Below are 15989 nucleotides of genomic sequence, written 5' to 3'. Positions count from 1 at the left end.
AGGTGCTGACACACGTTCCATGCAACATCTTTTTTACGTCAAATGTTGGATTGTATATAGAAAAAGCAACCAAGGAAAAATAACTCTTGAAATGGATAATCTATTTCAAAGCTGATGAAAAGGAGTGAATGTCTTGGTCAAGCAAAACATCGGCATAATAAATGCTCTTATTCGCATTACAATTGGTTTTGTTCTGCTTAGCTGCAGCACTGCAAAGCTTGTAAGAAAACCACGGTGTATTTGGTCAAAAATTATGCTTTGGGTTGGGGCAATGAGAATCGCAGAAGGCATCATTCGTTTCTGTCCTATTGTAGAAGCATGCAAGCTCAGTAAATATATGAACATCTCTAATTTAAAAATGCCAGGCATGGATTTTATGAAGAATGGACAGTCTAATAAACAAGAAGCACCTCATACTTCTCACAAAGGTGAGGCGACAAGCCATGGAAGTTATGATGCTTCTGATAAGGAAATCGAGGCTGAGCTTGAAAAAGCTCTTCTGTCCAAACCGCTTTGAATCATTTGTCAACATGCAAGATGCTCTCAAAGAAACTTAGCTGCTGCAGTGGGCGGCTAAGTTTTCTTTTATTTTACCACAAATAAGAACTAATGTTCTATTTGTGTAATTTTTATTTTTTTCGAAAATTATAACAAAATCCCATTGCCATCTTTGATATAAAAGTGATATCATTTTTATATCAAGAGGAGGCGAGATCATGAAAGAAAAACAAGTATTTCATGTCAATGGATTTTTAGGACTACTTGCAGTTCTAGTTTTAGTTGGGGTTGGTTTATTAAGTCTTATTAATGAACTATTTGTTGTTGGCATTCCCTCTTTTTTATTAGCAGCAATCCTCGCAAGTGGCATTGGCATTGTTCAGCCAAACCAAGCAAAAGTAATTACATTTTTCGGTAACTATTTAGGAACCATTCGTGAAAATGGCCTGTTTTTAACAATTCCGTTCGCATTTCGTCAAACCGTTTCCCTACGCGTAGAAAACTTTAATAGTAAGAAATTAAAAGTCAATGATGTAGAGGGGAATCCAATTGAAATCGCAGCTGTCGTTGTATACAAGGTCGTTGATTCCGCAAAAGCAATCTTTGGTGTCGAACATTATGATGCCTTCGTGGAAATTCAAAGCGAAACAGCCATTCGCCACGTGGCAACGAAATATCCATATGATAATTTCCAAGATGACAACATCGTTACACTGCGTGGAAACTCTGAAGAAATTTCCGAAGAATTAAAACGGGAATTGGAAGCACGTTTAGAAATTGCAGGAGTAGAAGTAATCGAAACTCGTTTAACGCACTTAGCTTATGCAACAGAAATTGCCCATGCAATGCTTCAACGTCAACAAGCAAAAGCAGTATTAGCTGCAAGAAAAGAAATTGTCGAAGGTGCCGTACAAATGGCGAAAGACTCGATTCAAAAGCTAGATGAAGAAGGTGTACTTGAGTTAGATGACGAAAGAAAAGCAAATATGGTCAATAACTTACTAGTTGCAATTGTTTCCGATAAAGGGGCGCAACCAGTTATTAATACAGGAAGTCTCTACTAAGGTTGTAGGTAATCATGGCTAAAAAGAAAAGCTTTCCACTACGAATCGATCCCGAATTGTACGCAGTTATTGAAAAATGGGCAAACGACGAATTTCGAAGTGTAAATGCTCATATTGAGTATTTACTTCGCGAGATGGCAAAGCAAAAAGGGAAAATAAAAAAAGAGAAAGAGTCCTAACTTTTTATGAGTAGGACTCTTTTTCCTTTCTAAGCTTTATCTCACAAATCATCTCGACTAAAGTCACACTCTTGTAGCGGAACAACCTTCGTCTTTTTAATAAATTTATAACCTAACCAAAGAATAATAAACACTGGCACACTAATGTAAGATACGAGCAGTCCATACCAGTTAATCGTACCCCCAGAAACTAATTCACTTCCTTGTCCAATAATAACGATGACGCATAATACTAATGTAAACAGCGGGCCAAACGGATACCATTTCGCCTTAAATTTCAGTTCATTTAAGTCTCTCCCTTGTGCCACATATGCTTTACGAAATCTATAATGACAAATCGCGATTCCAATCCATGTTAAAAATCCCGTTATCGACCGTTCTTTGCAATATATCGGCGCTTTTCACAATATATCGGCGCTTCGACACGATATAAAGACCCCTCGACGATATTCGACATACAATCAGTCGATCCGCTGAGCTGAATCATACCGAAAAATGAAACTTTTTGGGACATCCTCTTCTAGCAATCTACTTTCGCAATTGCGCGGTACCCTATATCACTTCGATAAAATAAACCATCACTCTCAATTTTCGTGATTTCTTTATACACCTTATCTTGCGCCTCTTGTAAATCTTTCGCCTTACAAGCAACAAACAACACACGACCGCCATTTGTTACAAATTCTCCATCCAACACATCTGTTCCGGCATGAAATATAATTACATCTTCTAACGTTTCTAAGCCTTTAATGACTGCGCCTTTTTCGTAGCTTTCTGGATACCCTTTTGAAGCTAGTACAACACCAATTACTGCTTCTTCAGACCACTCTAAAACAAGCTCTTTTCCATCTAATACGTGGTTACATACATCAACTAAATCACTCTCTAAACGAGGTAAGATTACTTCTGTTTCTGGGTCGCCAAAGCGCGCATTGAATTCAATTACTTTTGGTCCCTCGTTTGTTAAAATGAGCCCAGCATATAAAATACCTGTGAATGAACGTCCTTCTTGTATCATTGCCTCCGCAGTTGGATGTAAAATTGTATCAATTGCTTGTTCTACCGCTGATTCTGGAATTTGCGGTACTGGAGAATAAGCACCCATTCCTCCTGTATTTGGTCCTTTATCCCCATCAAAAGCACGTTTATGATCTTGCGCAATAACCATTGGGTATACAGTTGTTCCGTTAACAAATGCCATAAGCGAAAACTCTTGTCCATCTAAAAACTCTTCAATAACCACTTTTTTGCTCGCTTCTCCAAACTTCACGTCTTGCAGCATCTCTTTTACAGCTTGCAATGCTTCTTCTAGCGTCATAGCAACTGTTACACCTTTACCAGCGGCTAAACCGTCCGCTTTAATAACGATTGGGGCGCCGACTTTTTCAATGTATGCTACCGCTTCTTCATAATTTGTAAATGTCTCATATGCCGCTGTTGGAATATCATATTTTTTCATAAGCTCTTTCGTAAAAGCTTTACTTCCCTCAATCACAGCTGCCGCTTTATTCGGACCAAAAACGCGAAGACCTTCTTCTTCAAAACGATCAACAATTCCGTTCATAAGCGGAATTTCTGGACCAACAAACGTTAAACCAACGTTATTTTCTTTCGCAAAAGCAATAAGCGCGTCAAAATCATTTTCATCGATTGCTACAGGTGTTGCGACATCTTTCATCCCTTCATTTCCCGGCGCTACATATACAGTTTCTACTTGCTTTGACCCTGCGAATTTCCATGCTAACGCGTGCTCACGTCCACCGCGGCCGATTACTAAAACATTCATATTTCATCCTCCATTATTCAAGTTAATATCCTGTCCCCTCGCGATATATCGGCGGAAATAGTGCATTTATCGGCGGCTTTCACAATATATCGACCGTTTTTTAACATATACCGGCGCTTCGACACGAGCTGGACCCTATTCAAAAGTAGAAGAAGATGACCCAAAAGTGGACTTTTGGTCATCTCCTTTCTTTCTCAATTAATGTTTGAAATGACGTACACCAGTGAACACCATCGTAATGCCATACTCGTCTGCTTTTTGAATGGATTCTTCATCACGAATGGATCCGCCTGGTTGAATGATTGCTGTAATGCCAGCTTTAGCCGCTTCTTCTACTGTATCTGGCATTGGGAAGAATGCATCAGATGCAAGTGCGCTACCTTGTGCTTTCTCGTCCGCTTGTGTAATGGCAATTTTCGCTGAGCCAACGCGGTTCATTTGCCCTGCACCAACACCGATTGTCATATTATCTTTTGCTAGAACAATTGCATTTGATTTTACGTGTTTTACAACTTTCCAAGCTAGTTTTAAATCGTTCCATTCTTGCTCTGTTGGTTCACGTTTTGTCGGAATTGTTACTGCATCTTCATCTAATGATAATGTATCTTCTTCTTGTACAAGTAAACCACCTTGTACTGATGTTAGTTTTTTACTTGCTGATTCTGCTTTCGCGATATCAACAGTTAACAGACGTAAATTTTTCTTACTTTGCAGCACTTCTAAAGCTTCTTCTGAGAAAGAAGGTGCAATAATGATCTCTAAGAAAATTTCATGCAGTTTTTCTGCAGTAGCTTTATCAATTTCACGATTTGCCGCAATAATGCCGCCAAAAATTGATACTGGATCCGCTTCGTAAGCACGTGTGTATGCTTCATGAATATCCGTACCAACACCAACGCCGCACGGGTTCATATGTTTTATCGCTACAACTGCTGGTTCTGTAAATTCTTTCACGATGCTAAGAGCTGCATCTGCGTCATTGATATTGTTATAAGATAATTCTTTTCCATGTAGTTGTTTTGCATAAGCAACAGAAGAAACTGCTGCAAATGGCGCTTTATAAAATGTTGCTTTTTGATGCGGATTTTCGCCGTAACGTAAGTCTTGTTTTTTCTCAAACGTAACCGTTAACGTTTCAGGGCTCTCTTCTCCTGTTTGCTCTGTTAAATAGTTTGAGATTAATGCATCATATGCCGCTGTATGGCGGAATACTTTCGCTGCTAATTTACGTTTTGTTTCTTTTAAAACTTCTCCGCTTTCCTTTAACTCTCCTAATACAACATTGTAATCTGTTGGATCCACAATAACTGTTACGAACTCATGGTTTTTCGCAGCAGATCGAATCATTGTCGGGCCGCCGATATCAATATTTTCAATTGCATCAATAAATGTCACATCTGGCTTTGCAATTGTTTCTTTAAATGGATATAAGTTTACAACAACAAAATCAATCGGCTGAATGCCAAGTTCATTCATTTGGGACATATGCACTGCGTTATCACGTACAGCAAGAAGTCCACCGTGAATGTTTGGATGTAATGTTTTCACACGACCGTCCATAATTTCCGGAAAACCTGTTACTTCAGAAATACCAATTACTTGTAAGCCGTTTTCTTCTAGTAATTTTTTTGTTCCGCCTGTTGAAATAACCTCAATACCTTGCTCAAGTAATCCTTTTACGAACTCTACAACTCCAGCTTTATTTGAAACACTTACTAATGCACGCTTTTTCATTTATTCTCCACCCCTAGTTGTATTGAATTGCTGCTCTTATGACTTTACTTTAGAATGTAATAAAGATTTCACCGTATCCACGTACAATCTATGTTCGACAAGTTGAATTTTCTTTTGTAAACTTTCTCGCGTATCATCTTCCGAAACTGCTACTGCCTCTTGTGCAATAATTGGTCCAGTGTCCATTCCTGCATCAACGTAATGGATCGTTACACCGGTTACTTTCACACCAGCCTCAATTGCTTGTCCAACTGCATCTTTCCCAGGAAAGCTTGGCAATAATGACGGATGAATATTAACAATTCTCCCTTCATAAGCAGTTAGTAATGTCGGACCAATTAAACGCATATACCCCGCTAAAATAATCCAATCAATCTCGTATTCTTGCAGTTTCTTTACTATTTCTTGTTCGAATGCTTCCTTTGATTCATACGCTTTCGCTGAAAAGGAAAAGCACGGAACATGATGATTATTTGCGCGCTCGATAACACGTGCACCCGGCTGATCACATACAAGCAAACTAAGCTGTGCATCTAATCTTCCAGCTTCTACTGCATCCGCAAGCGCCTGGAAATTAGAACCGCTTCCTGAAGCAAAAATTGCTAATCGGCTCATAATGCTGCTCCTCCAGCAAAAGTAACACCTGAACCTTTCACAGTGCGTCCGATGATACGAGCTGTCTCCCCTTGTTCTTCTAAAAGCTTCATAGCACCTTCTGCATCTTCTTCTTTGACCGCTACTACCATACCAATACCCATGTTAAAAATATTGAACATTTCTTCTTTCTTTAATTGACCAACTTCTTGCAGTAAATCAAAAATTGGGTGAACTGACCAAGAACCAAGTTCAATTTGTGCTCCGATACCTTCTGGCAACATACGCGGAATATTTTCAATAAACCCGCCGCCAGTAACGTGAGCCATACCAGTTACGTTATATTTCTTCAATAGTTCTAAAATAGGTTTGACGTAAATTTTTGTTGGTTTTAATAACTCTTCACCAAGTGGTAGTTCTAAACGACCATAAATACGATCAAGTGAAAGCTTCCCATCTTCTAATAGCACTTTACGAACAAGAGAATAACCATTACTATGAATTCCGCTAGAAGCAAGCCCGATTAATACTTGATTCTCTTCGATAGATTGTCCCGTAACAATCTTCTTTTTATCAACAATACCAACTGTAAAACCAGCTAAATCGTATTCTTCCTCAGAATACATCCCTGGCATTTCAGCTGTTTCCCCGCCGATTAAAGAACAACCAGCCTGACGGCATCCTTCTGCAATTCCTTTGACGATGTTTTCAATTTTACTAGGTTCCGCTTTACCACAAGCAATATAATCAAGGAAAAAGAGCGGCTCTGCCCCTTGCACAACAATGTCATTTACACACATTGCCACTGCATCGATACCAATTGTGTGATGCTTATCCATCATGAAAGCGAGCATTAATTTTGTCCCTACACCATCTGTTCCAGATACTAATACCGGCTCTTCTAATGCAAATTTTGAAAGATCAAACATCCCTCCAAAACCGCCTAACCCGCCTAACACTTCTTTTCTCATCGTTGTTTGCACGTGTTTTTTCATGCGAGATACCGCTTCATATCCAGCTTCAATATCTACTCCTGCTTGCTTATATGCATTCGCCATCGTTTCTATACACCTCGTCTTTTTATACTGAAAGAATTTCTCCCGTCTACAGGGCAGTGACTGTAAGAAAAAGCGAGCTCCTACACAGCCTATAGTAGAAGCTGCTATATTTTTCTTTATTTCATACTTGCTAAAAGCTCTTGCTCATAATCATAAAGCGCCGTCGGATAATCCCCATTAAAATAAGCCATACATAAACCGCCATATTTCCCTTCATACGGGCGGCCAATTGCATCAATTAAGCTCTCTTCACTTAAAAATGTTAAAGAATCTGCTCCAATGATTTCACGGATTTCTTCTATTGAATGATTTGCTGCGATTAATTCTTTTCTTGTTTGAATGTCAATTCCATAGAAGCACGGATACTTAAGAGGCGGCGAAGCAATTCTTACGTGCACTTCTGTTGCCCCAGCCTCGCGCAGCATACGAACAATTCGCTTGCTTGTTGTACCACGCACAATCGAGTCGTCAATCATAACAACACGTTTTCCTTCAACAACACCGCGTACTGCTGAAAGTTTCATTTTTACCCCTTGTTCACGCAGTTCTTGAGAAGGTTGAATAAACGTACGTCCAACGTAACGATTTTTAATTAACCCTAACTCATAAGGAATTCCAGTTGCTTCTGCATAACCGATAGCCGCTGAAATACTAGAATCAGGTACACCTGTTACGACATCTGCTTCAACCGGTGCTTCCTTTGCTAACAATTTCCCCATATTTTTACGTGCTGCATGGACGTTAACACCAGCAATGTTTGAATCAGGGCGAGCAAAGTAAATGTACTCCATGCTGCAAATGGCATGTTCTACATCATTTGTAAAACGATCTACCTGAATTCCTTCATCATTAATGATAAGTAATTCTCCCGGCTCTACATCACGGATGTATGTTGCTCCAACAACATCAAAGGCACATGTTTCAGATGCGACAACGTATGCATCTCCCATCTTTCCAATCGAAAGCGGACGGAATCCATTTGGATCCAATGCAACAATCATTTCGTTTCCTGTTAATAATAAATAGGCAAACGCACCTTTTACTTTATTTAATGCATCTTTTACACTTTCAATTAATGTACCTTTTGTATTGCGTTTAATTAAATGAAGTAATACTTCTGTATCCGAACTTGTTTGAAAAATACTTCCCTCTGCCTCTAATTCACGGCGAAGCATTTTCGCATTAATTAAATTACCGTTATGCGCTAATGCCATACTATGATCCGAAAAGCGGAACAACAATGGTTGAACATTCGCAACTTCAGCTCCGCCTGCTGTCGCATAACGAACGTGTCCAATCGCCGATTTCCCGTTTAAACCATCTAACTCACCGCGTGAAAACACTTCTGATATTAAACCAAGCCCTCTATGACCAACGATTTTCTCCTCATTATTTACAACAATGCCCGCGCCTTCTTGCCCACGGTGCTGTAAGCTATGCAATCCATAATACGTAACTTGTGCTGCATTTTCATGCCCCCAAATTCCGAAAACGCCGCATTCTTCATTTAGCCCCTTTATTTCATTAAGCATGGAATAGCCCCTTTCCAAGCCGTTCTCATTTCATCAACATCCGCTGTAAGCAACACTTCATTTTCTTCATTGCAAATTGTTAATTGATTTGTAGTTGTTACTTCCCCAACATAAAGTGCGTCTACCATATTTTCAAACGCTTCTTTTTGCTCGCGTTTTACTGTAACAACAAAGCGAGATTGTGATTCTGCAAATAACATCGCTGTCGCTTCTCCAGCTAACTTCACATCTGCGCCGAGTCCCTTTGCTCCCATTGCACTTTCTGCAAACGCAACTGCTAAGCCGCCTTCTGCAACGTCATGCGCTGATTGTACAATTCCTTCTTGAATCGCTGCTAACAATTGCTTTTGACGTTTTTCTTCTACTTCTAAATCGATACTTGGTGCCTGACCGAAAATTTTTCCATGCACCATCTTTTGCAATTCACTACCACCAAACTCAGCTTTCGTTTCACCGATTACATAAACGAGATCACCAGCTTGCTTAAACTCTTGCGTTGTTACATGCTTTACATCATGTACAAGCCCAACCATACCAACAGTTGGTGTTGGGTATACTGCTTCACCGCTGCGTTCATTGTACATTGATACGTTCCCACCAATAACAGGTGTATGTAACGTGCGGCACGCTTCACTCATACCATCTACTGATTTCTCAATTTGCCAGAAGATTTCTGGCTTTTCAGGGTTACCGAAGTTTAAGCAATCTGTAATTGCAAGTGGCTCACCGCCAGAACATACAATATTACGAGCTGCTTCTGCTACAGCAATTTTCCCGCCTACTTCTGGGTCTAAATAAATGTAGCGAGAGTTACAATCCGTTGTCATTGCTAATGCTTTATTTGTTCCGCGTACACGAACAACCGCTGCGTCAGACCCTGGTGTAACAATTGTGCTTGTGCGTACTTGGTAATCGTATTGATCATATACCCACTCTTTACTTGCAATCGTTGGTTGTTGCAATAAAGATAGTAACGTTTCTTTATAATTCTCGACTTTTGGCGCTTCCATCTTCATTTGTTGGAACTCTGCAAAATACGCTGCTTCTTTTGAAGGCTTATGATAAACAGGTGCTTCTTCTGCTAATGCATCAGCTGGCACTTCTGCAACCATTGCTCCTTTATGGAATAAACGAAGCATTTTATCTTCTGTTACTTTTCCCATTACCACTGCTGCAAGATCATATTTTTCAAATAGCTCTACAATCTCTTGTTCTCTACCTTTTTTCACGACGATTAACATACGTTCTTGTGATTCAGAAAGCATCATCTCGTATGGTGTCATGCCTGTTTCACGCTGCGGTACATCGTCTAAATACATTTCAATACCCATACCTGCTTTACTTGCCATCTCTGCAGAAGATGATGTTAAACCTGCTGCTCCCATATCTTGAATACCGACAAGTGCATCAGATTGAATTAGCTCTAAACATGCTTCAATTAACAACTTCTCCATAAACGGATCGCCTACTTGCACCGCTGGGCGTTTTGCATCGGAATCCTCAGATAGCTCCTCTGATGCAAACGTTGCTCCGTGAATACCATCGCGTCCTGTTGATGCACCAACATACATAACTGTATTACCAGCACCGTGCGCTTGCCCTTTTTTAATATCTTCATGGTTAATTAACCCAACGCACATTGCGTTTACAAGCGGATTTCCTTCATAGCATGGGTCGAACTGTACTTCTCCGCCAACAGTTGGAATACCGATGCAATTACCGTATCCTGCAATACCCGCTACAACTTCTTCAAATAAATATTTTACGCGTGGTGATTGTAGTTCACCGAAGCGAAGTGAATTTAACATAGCAATTGGGCGTGCTCCCATAGAAAACACATCACGGATAATACCGCCAACCCCTGTCGCTGCACCTTGATATGGTTCAATTGCAGATGGATGGTTATGACTTTCCATTTTAAATACTACCGCTTGATTATCACCGATATCTACGATTCCAGCGCCTTCACCAGGTCCCTGCAATACACGTTCACCAGTCGTTGGAAACTTACGAAGAACTGGCTTTGAATTTTTATAGCTACAATGCTCCGACCACATAACAGAGAACAATCCTGTTTCTGTATAGTTTGGCAGACGGCCTAAAATCTTTTCAACCATGGCAAACTCTTCGTCTGTTAATCCCATTTCCGCATAAATGCGTTCTTCTTTAATTTGAGTTGGATTTGGTTCAAGCAGTAACGACATATGTTTCCCTCCAATGTTTCAAAATAGATTGAAATACTTTTAGACCATCCGCTCCTCCAAGTAAATCATCAACAGCACGCTCTGGATGCGGCATCATACCAAGTACATTTCCTTGCTCATTTACAATCCCTGCAATATCTGAAACGCTTCCGTTTGGATTCTCTACATAACGAAAGACAATTTGATTATTTTCTTCTAACTGTTTCAATGTCGCTTCATCACAATAGTAGTTTCCTTCACCATGAGCAATCGGAATATCGATTACTTCATCTTTCTCATATTGCGATGTAAACATCGTTGTATTATTTTCAACACGAAGCGCAGCAGTACGGCACATGAATTTTAAGTTTTTATTGCGAATTAATGCACCAGGCAATAGGCCGGCCTCTACTAAAACTTGAAATCCGTTACATACGCCTAAGATTGGTTTTCCTGCTTCAGCTGCTTTTTGTACACCTTTCATTGCATTTGCAAAACGAGAAATCGCGCCGCAGCGAAGGTAATCGCCGTAAGAGAAACCACCTGGTAGTAAAATTGCATCGTACTGATCTAAGTTTTCTTCACTATGCCAAACGTAGTCTACATCTTGGCCAAGCTCATCTTTAATTGCATGAAACATATCTACGTCACAGTTCGAACCTGGAAAAACGATTACGGCAAATTTCACTGCGCGACAACCTCCTCAACTTCATAGCGATAGTCTTCAATCACTACGTTCGTTAATAATTTTTCGCACATTTCTTTTACCATTGCATCAATATCTGTAACTGATTGATCAATTGCTAGTTCCATATATTTACCAATACGAACATCTTGTACTTCTGTAAAGGAAAGACTATGAAGTGCTCCTTTTACCGCTGTTCCTTGTGGATCTAATACACTTTCTCTTAACGTGACATATACCTTTACTTTATACATGTGAAGCTCCCCCTAATCGTTTTAAAATCTCTTCATAAGCATCTGTTAAATTACCAAGATCGCGGCGAAATACATCTTTATCAAATTTTTCATTGCTCGTTTCATCCCATAAACGACATGTATCTGGTGAAATCTCGTCCGCTAATAAAATTTCTCCCTCTTCTGTTACACCGAACTCTAATTTAAAATCTATCAATCTTACACGACAGCTTGCGAAATGCTCAATCAATACTTGATTGATTTGTAGAGCTTTTTCTCGTAATATACTTACTTGCTCTGGCGTTGCAACGTTTAACACACGAATATGATCTTCTGTTACAAGAGGATCCCCTAAATCATCATCTTTGTAGTAAAGTTCGACGATTGGTGCTGTAAGTACAGTACCTTCTTCCATTCCTAATCGTTTTGAAAGACTACCCGCAATCACATTTCTTGTGACAACTTCTAATGGAACGATACTTACTTTTTTTACGATTTGTTCTGTTTCTGATATTTTCTCAACAAAGTGTGTTTTAATTCCCACTTCTTGTAACTTTCTGAATAAAAGAGTTGTAATCTCGTTGTTCAGACGACCTTTTCCTGTAATCGTCGCTTTTTTCTCCCCATTGAAAGCAGTAGCACTATCTTTGTACTCTACCCAAACCATATCTGCTGCTTCTGTACGATAAATTCTTTTTGCTTTACCTTCATACAGCAATTCTAGCTTTTGCATTTCGCAAGCCCCCTGTAGTTTGAAAAATGTGAATAATATATTTATAAAGAATGGCACAGAACGAAACGATTCTGTGCCATATAAAATTATCAGCTTAGTTCAATCCAAGACGTTCAAAAATTGTATCAACATGTTGCATGTGATGTTCATAGTTGAAACATTCATTGATTTCTTCTTGTGTTAACTTGCTTGTAATACGCTCGTCAGCTTCTACGAGTTCTTTAAATTGTACTTGCGTTTCCCATGCTTCCATCGCTTTAGGCTGTACGATATCATAAGCTTCTTCACGTACCATACCTTTGTCGATTAACGTAAGCATTACGCGCTGAGAGTAAATTAAACCATATGTTCGTGTCATATTGCGTTTCATGTTTTCTGGGAATACCGTTAAGTTTTTCACGATATTACCAAAGCGATTTAACATGTAATTTAATGCGATTGTTGCATCTGGTAAAATAATACGTTCCGCAGATGAATGTGAAATATCACGCTCATGCCATAATGGAACATTCTCGTAAGCAGTCATCATGTAACCACGGATAACTCGAGCCAAACCAGTCATATTTTCAGATCCAATCGGATTACGTTTATGTGGCATTGCAGACGAACCTTTTTGTCCTTTCGCAAAAGACTCTTCCACTTCACGTGTTTCACTCTTTTGCAGGCCGCGAATTTCAACTGCCATTTTCTCAATAGATGTTGCGATTAATGCAAGTGTTGACATGTAATGTGCATGACGATCACGTTGCAATGTTTGTGTTGAAATCGGCGCTGCTTCTAACCCTAAGTTTTCACAAACATATTTTTCTACGAATGGATTAATGTTCGCGAATGTACCAACTGCACCAGACAATTTACCAACGCGAACTGTATCAGCTGCTTGTTTAAAACGTTCTAAGTTACGTTTCATTTCTTCATACCAAAGACCAAGTTTTAAACCAAATGTTGTTGGTTCTGCATGAACACCGTGCGTTCTTCCCATCATAATTGTGTATTTATGTTCTTTTGCTTTGTTAGCTAAAATAGTAATGAAATTTTCTAAGTCGTTTAGTAGAATTTCATTTGCTTGTTTTAAGATATAAGATAAAGCTGTATCTACTACGTCTGTAGATGTTAAACCGTAATGTACCCATTTACGTTCTTCACCGAGTGTTGGTGTTTCAGATACTGCACGCGTAAATGCTACAACATCATGACGCGTTTCTTGTTCAATTTCATAAATACGATCAATATCGAAAGATGCATGTTCACGAAGCTTTTTCACATCTTCTTTCGGAATATCGCCAAGCTCAGCCCATGCTTCACAAGCTAAGATTTCCACTTCTAACCATGCTTTAAATTTGTTTTCTTCCGTCCAAATCGCACCCATTTCAGGGCGTGTATAACGACTAATCATCTTTTTCCCTCCAACAGTTGTTCTTGATGGTCCCAAATATGCAACGTCCGCGCTTTTTCTAAAGCAACGTCAATCTTATCATTTAAAATATTAACGTGCCCCATTTTACGCTGCGGCTTTGCTTCTTCTTTACCATATAAATGCAAGTAACACCCGGTTAATCTATTCACTTGCTTTAGGACTCCTTCTATATGTTCGCCTAAAATGTTTACCATGACAACTGGTTTTAACAAAAATGTTTCTCCAAGAGGTAAATTACAGATTGCTCGGATATGTTGTCCGAATTGACTGATTTCACAAGCATCAATTGTATAGTGCCCAGAATTATGCGGTCTCGGTGCTAACTCATTGATATAAATGTCACCATCTGCTGTAGCAAACATCTCTACCGCTAGTGTCCCCACCAGTTTTAATTCATCCGCTAATCTTTCTGCATATTGAATACCTTTTTGTGATAATACATGTGAAATACGAGCCGGTACGATTGATTCGTGTAAAATGTTATTTACATGAATGTTTTCGGCTACTGGGAATACTTTCGTTTCACCATTTACACTACGTGTAACAATGACGGAAATTTCTTTTTCAAATAAAACCCACTTCTCTAAAATGCATTCAGCTTGATCGACAAGTTCCATCGCTTTCAGAGCATCAGCTTCACTTTTTAGTACAACTTGCCCTTTTCCATCATAGCCTCCTGTTGTCGTCTTCAACACACAAGGAAAGGAAAATTCTTCAATTGCATCTAAAAGGTCTTCTTGCTTCTGAACGAGTCTGTACGGCGCTACTGGTAAACCCGCTTTCACGATTGCGTTTTTCTCTGTATAACGGTTTTGTGTTGTATATAATAACTGACTACCCTGCGGTAAATATGCATGTTTTTCAAGCCATTGTAAGCAGTTATAATCAATATTCTCAAATTCATACGTTACAACATCGCTTATCTCTGCTAAATGCTGAATCGCTTTCAAATCATCGTACGGTGCCACAATTTCAATGTCAGCAACTTGCGCACACGGCGAAGACTTTACTGGATCTAATACAGCAATTTTATATCCCATCTCTTTTGCTGCAATTGCCATCATTCTGCCAAGCTGTCCTCCGCCAATAATACCAATTATTTGTCCAGGTAAGATCGTTTTTATCACTCCAGTTCACTACCTTCTCGCACATTTTTTTCAATTGCTTCTCGTCTTAGTTCTAATGCATCGTATATATCATCGTGAGACGATCCTAATATTTGTGCGGCAAGTAAACCTGCATTGGTCGCCCCGGCTTTTCCAATTGCAACAGTCGCAACTGGTACACCTCCTGGCATTTGAACAATAGATAGTAATGAATCCAAACCGTTTAACGCTTTCGACTGAACAGGAACACCAATAACAGGAATATTTGTCTTTGCAGCAACCATTCCTGGTAAATGAGCGGCTCCGCCTGCTCCAGCGATAATAACTTTTAATCCACGTTCACGAGCTGTTTCTGCATATTCAAACATATAATCTGGAGTCCGATGAGCAGATACAACTTTCTTCTCATACGGAATACGTAATTCTTCTAATATTTCACAAGCATACTTCATTGTTTCCCAGTCTGACGTGCTTCCCATAATGATTCCAACTAGTGGTTTCATATTAGAATCCCCCCGATTCAAATAAAAAAAGCCTGATATAGAACATTTCCCCTTTTACTATGAGAGAAAGTGCTCTACTCAGGCATAAGTATCTCATGTGAATAGAAAAATACCGAGTGACTTTCCCTCATAGTCCAACGATTAACGGTCGTTAGGTAGAGACTTGCAGGCCATATCCCCGCGATTATATGAGGTACGATATAATATTGCTTCTAACGTTATATTAACAGGTGTCATTTCAATATGTCAATAAATAATCGAATGTTTTTTACCCATCGCATTACAACGTTCGTGTTTTACTTATATTCAAAAGAAAAATTGAAAGTATATGCAAGTAGGAAAGGGATTTAGAATGAATACTCCCCCACTTAGCAAAGCTTAAAGTGGGAGTTTCTAACGTTTCGACCTAACGGACGATTAACGTCAGTGGAGTTAACACACTAGCGAGCTGTTCCACGCCTAACCCCTCTATCCCGTTTGTCCATGCATTCGGGACTACTTTTCGTAAAATATTAGCCGCAGCATTTACATCTGCGTTGATTTCGATTCCTTTTGCAGAACGATACATACCACGCTTCATTCGTTTGCCTGAAAAAGTTGCATTTTGGTCATTTGTTCCATACGTTGGAATAAAGTCATGATCTAGAAAACTTGCTTTTGATGTGTAAGATTCCTCGGTTACTA

The 15989-nt window shown here is 39.4% G+C and carries 15 protein-coding genes, 2 pseudogenes and 1 riboswitch; of the genes and pseudogenes, 3 read left to right on the top strand and 14 right to left on the bottom strand.

What is annotated here, in order from left to right; genetic code table 11:
• Window positions 1-133: 133 nt before the first annotated feature.
• The 3 genes from BM211_RS16540 (at window position 134) to BM211_RS16530 (ending at window position 1741) form a co-directional block, all read left to right on the top strand.
• Complete coding sequence (locus BM211_RS16540; protein WP_035437768.1) at window positions 134-517, top strand: YgaP family membrane protein; 384 nt, start codon at window positions 134-136, stop codon at window positions 515-517.
• Between the two features lie 199 nt (window positions 518-716).
• Complete coding sequence (locus BM211_RS16535) at window positions 717-1562, top strand: SPFH domain-containing protein (protein ID WP_090998606.1); 846 nt, start codon at window positions 717-719, stop codon at window positions 1560-1562.
• Between the two features lie 14 nt (window positions 1563-1576).
• Complete coding sequence (locus tag BM211_RS16530; protein WP_035437770.1) at window positions 1577-1741, top strand: type II toxin-antitoxin system antitoxin; 165 nt, start codon at window positions 1577-1579, stop codon at window positions 1739-1741.
• Between the two features lie 41 nt (window positions 1742-1782).
• On the opposite strand, the pseudogene BM211_RS16525 reads toward BM211_RS16530, so the two are convergent.
• From BM211_RS16525 to BM211_RS16460, 14 genes and pseudogenes are all read right to left on the bottom strand, one after another.
• Window positions 1783-2112: pseudogene (locus BM211_RS16525) on the bottom strand (gamma-aminobutyrate permease); the annotation flags it as partial.
• Window positions 2113-2261: 149 nt separating this feature from the next.
• The gene (purD, locus tag BM211_RS16520) at window positions 2262-3527 is read right to left on the bottom strand and encodes a phosphoribosylamine--glycine ligase (RefSeq protein WP_090998604.1); all 1266 of its coding nucleotides are present in this window, start codon (window positions 3525-3527) and stop codon (window positions 2262-2264) included.
• A 198-nt stretch (window positions 3528-3725) separates the two neighbouring features.
• Window positions 3726-5261 carry a bifunctional phosphoribosylaminoimidazolecarboxamide formyltransferase/IMP cyclohydrolase gene (gene purH / locus BM211_RS16515; RefSeq protein ID WP_035437773.1) on the bottom strand — a complete coding sequence of 512 codons (1536 nt, stop codon included), beginning with the start codon at window positions 5259-5261 and terminating at the stop codon, window positions 3726-3728.
• A gap of 36 nt (window positions 5262-5297) precedes the next feature.
• Entirely contained in the window at window positions 5298-5876 is a 579-nt protein-coding gene (gene purN, locus BM211_RS16510) for a phosphoribosylglycinamide formyltransferase (protein WP_090998603.1), read from the bottom strand.
• Window positions 5873-6913 carry a phosphoribosylformylglycinamidine cyclo-ligase gene (purM, locus tag BM211_RS16505; protein ID WP_090998601.1) on the bottom strand — a complete coding sequence of 347 codons (1041 nt, stop codon included), beginning with the start codon at window positions 6911-6913 and terminating at the stop codon, window positions 5873-5875. The genes purN and purM overlap by 4 nt, the downstream gene beginning before the upstream one ends.
• Before the next feature lie 116 nt (window positions 6914-7029).
• Complete coding sequence (gene purF, locus BM211_RS16500; RefSeq protein ID WP_035437776.1) at window positions 7030-8445, bottom strand: amidophosphoribosyltransferase; 1416 nt, start codon at window positions 8443-8445, stop codon at window positions 7030-7032.
• Entirely contained in the window at window positions 8430-10649 is a 2220-nt protein-coding gene (gene purL / locus BM211_RS16495; protein WP_035437777.1) for a phosphoribosylformylglycinamidine synthase subunit PurL, read from the bottom strand. Before purL ends, purF begins: the two co-directional genes overlap by 16 nt.
• Window positions 10633-11316, bottom strand: coding sequence for a phosphoribosylformylglycinamidine synthase subunit PurQ (purQ, locus tag BM211_RS16490; RefSeq protein ID WP_090998599.1), 684 nt, complete (start codon window positions 11314-11316; stop codon window positions 10633-10635). The genes purL and purQ overlap by 17 nt, the downstream gene beginning before the upstream one ends.
• The gene (gene purS / locus BM211_RS16485) at window positions 11313-11567 is read right to left on the bottom strand and encodes a phosphoribosylformylglycinamidine synthase subunit PurS (RefSeq protein ID WP_090998598.1); all 255 of its coding nucleotides are present in this window, start codon (window positions 11565-11567) and stop codon (window positions 11313-11315) included. The genes purQ and purS overlap by 4 nt, the downstream gene beginning before the upstream one ends.
• Entirely contained in the window at window positions 11560-12279 is a 720-nt protein-coding gene (gene purC / locus BM211_RS16480) for a phosphoribosylaminoimidazolesuccinocarboxamide synthase (protein WP_035437780.1), read from the bottom strand. Before purC ends, purS begins: the two co-directional genes overlap by 8 nt.
• Before the next feature lie 94 nt (window positions 12280-12373).
• Window positions 12374-13675 carry an adenylosuccinate lyase gene (purB, locus tag BM211_RS16475; RefSeq protein WP_035437781.1) on the bottom strand — a complete coding sequence of 434 codons (1302 nt, stop codon included), beginning with the start codon at window positions 13673-13675 and terminating at the stop codon, window positions 12374-12376.
• Window positions 13672-14823, bottom strand: coding sequence for a 5-(carboxyamino)imidazole ribonucleotide synthase (purK, locus tag BM211_RS16470; RefSeq protein ID WP_035437782.1), 1152 nt, complete (start codon window positions 14821-14823; stop codon window positions 13672-13674). The genes purB and purK overlap by 4 nt, the downstream gene beginning before the upstream one ends.
• Window positions 14820-15305, bottom strand: a complete 486-nt coding sequence (gene purE, locus BM211_RS16465; RefSeq protein WP_035437784.1) for a 5-(carboxyamino)imidazole ribonucleotide mutase — start codon at window positions 15303-15305, stop codon at window positions 14820-14822. Before purE ends, purK begins: the two co-directional genes overlap by 4 nt.
• A 110-nt stretch (window positions 15306-15415) precedes the next feature.
• A riboswitch (purine riboswitch) is annotated at window positions 15416-15517 on the bottom strand.
• A gap of 194 nt (window positions 15518-15711) precedes the next feature.
• Window positions 15712-15989 (bottom strand): annotated as a pseudogene (locus BM211_RS16460) (RNA-guided endonuclease TnpB family protein); the annotation flags it as partial.

Origin of the sequence: Bacillus sp. 491mf, from assembly GCF_900112415.1 — a bacterium.
Taxonomy (GTDB): domain Bacteria; phylum Bacillota; class Bacilli; order Bacillales; family Bacillaceae_G; genus Bacillus_A.
The sequence above is the reverse complement of the archived record's forward strand: the minus strand, read 5'-3'. Positions and strand labels throughout refer to the sequence as shown.

Excerpts from the sequence above, each read along its gene's own strand:
- BM211_RS16535 (WP_090998606.1), top strand. The coding sequence starts at position 717 with ATGAAAGAAAAACAAGTATTTCATGTCAATGGATTTTTAGGACTACTT.
- purB (WP_035437781.1), bottom strand. The coding sequence starts at position 13,675 with ATGATTAGTCGTTATACACGCCCTGAAATGGGTGCGATTTGGACGGAA.
- purH (WP_035437773.1), bottom strand. The coding sequence starts at position 5,261 with ATGAAAAAGCGTGCATTAGTAAGTGTTTCAAATAAAGCTGGAGTTGTA.
- purN (WP_090998603.1), bottom strand. The coding sequence starts at position 5,876 with ATGAGCCGATTAGCAATTTTTGCTTCAGGAAGCGGTTCTAATTTCCAG.
- purM (WP_090998601.1), bottom strand. The coding sequence starts at position 6,913 with ATGGCGAATGCATATAAGCAAGCAGGAGTAGATATTGAAGCTGGATAT.
- purE (WP_035437784.1), bottom strand. The coding sequence starts at position 15,305 with ATGAAACCACTAGTTGGAATCATTATGGGAAGCACGTCAGACTGGGAA.
- purL (WP_035437777.1), bottom strand. The coding sequence starts at position 10,649 with ATGTCGTTACTGCTTGAACCAAATCCAACTCAAATTAAAGAAGAACGC.
- purS (WP_090998598.1), bottom strand. The coding sequence starts at position 11,567 with ATGTATAAAGTAAAGGTATATGTCACGTTAAGAGAAAGTGTATTAGAT.
- BM211_RS16530 (WP_035437770.1), top strand. The coding sequence starts at position 1,577 with ATGGCTAAAAAGAAAAGCTTTCCACTACGAATCGATCCCGAATTGTAC.
- purF (WP_035437776.1), bottom strand. The coding sequence starts at position 8,445 with ATGCTTAATGAAATAAAGGGGCTAAATGAAGAATGCGGCGTTTTCGGA.
- purD (WP_090998604.1), bottom strand. The coding sequence starts at position 3,527 with ATGAATGTTTTAGTAATCGGCCGCGGTGGACGTGAGCACGCGTTAGCA.
- purC (WP_035437780.1), bottom strand. The coding sequence starts at position 12,279 with ATGCAAAAGCTAGAATTGCTGTATGAAGGTAAAGCAAAAAGAATTTAT.